The organism is Caulobacter sp. (assembly GCF_017744445.1).
In the GTDB taxonomy this organism is placed as follows: Bacteria; Pseudomonadota; Alphaproteobacteria; order Caulobacterales; family Caulobacteraceae; genus Caulobacter.
Map to the genome: position 1 here is coordinate 1 of NZ_JAGIBH010000109.1, position 616 is coordinate 616.

General features: G+C 68.2%; 1 protein-coding gene. It reads left to right on the top strand.

The annotated features are described in order from the left end of the window. Positions 1 to 616 (top strand): hypothetical protein (locus tag J7528_RS23910; RefSeq protein ID WP_291879850.1); only part of this gene is annotated, 616 nt, incomplete at both ends.

Genomic DNA, 616 nt, shown 5'->3' on the forward strand with positions numbered 1-616 from the left:
CGGCTCCAGCGCGCTGACGCTGTATATCGAGACGAACGCCACAAACCTGGAGACGGTCACCGTGACCGGCGCGGGCGCCTTCAACGCCGGCGATCTCTCGAGCTTCACCAACCTGACCACGTTCGACGCCTCGACCGCCTCCGGCGCGATCACCGTCGAGGTCGACGCTGCCGTCACCGAGATCTCGACCGGCTCGGGCGCGGACACGGTCTCGCACCAAGGCAGCGGCGCGGTCACCCAGGCGGTCTCGCTGGGCGGCGGCGACGACACCTTTTTCCTGGGTGGTTACCTGACCAGCGCGGCGATCAACGGCGGCCAGGGGACCGACACGATCTGGCTGGACGGCAGCACCGCCGCGGCCGCTTCCGGCTCGTCGACCTTCGCGGGCCTGGTCACCGGCTTCGAGCGCCTGCACATCGACAACGCCAACAACGAAATCATCGATCTGGTCGCCCTGGGCGGCTACCACTATGTCGAGGCCGAGGACGGCGCCGGCGTGACGCTGAACGGGCTCGTCTCCGGCGACACCCTGGCGCTGATGAAGGACGGCACGTCCTATGTCGTGGGCTCGGCCAACTTCGGCGGCGCCAGCGACAGCTTCAACATCAAGCTCACC